The sequence below is a fragment of the Pseudomonas sp. SIMBA_068 genome (genome assembly GCF_046534705.1).
In the GTDB taxonomy this organism is placed as follows: Bacteria; Pseudomonadota; Gammaproteobacteria; order Pseudomonadales; family Pseudomonadaceae; genus Aquipseudomonas; species Aquipseudomonas putida.
Genome location: NZ_JAWRYI010001082.1, coordinates 1 through 253 on the forward strand (window position 1 = coordinate 1; position 253 = coordinate 253).

At 36.0% G+C, this 253-nt stretch carries 1 protein-coding gene; it reads right to left on the bottom strand.

The features are described 5' to 3' along the window. Window positions 1-253 (bottom strand): hypothetical protein (locus SB756_RS32790; protein WP_410913602.1); only part of this gene is annotated, 253 nt, incomplete at both ends.

Genomic DNA, 253 nt, shown 5'->3' on the forward strand with positions numbered 1-253 from the left:
TTCACTGCCTTTTGGTTTATCGTAGCTTGAGTAGTAAAATCCTTCATTACCTAACCAATCAATACCACTAAATTTCACATCAACTAAAGCTTGCTCTACTTGCTCTTTAGTCGTTGTATTAATAACGATAATTTTACGCCAATCACTGCCACCCTCCGAAACTTGATACGCTAATAAACTACCATCTTTAGAAAACGATAAACCCGACATAGACGTTGTACCGTCGTCGCTAAATTTATTAGGATCTAAAAAT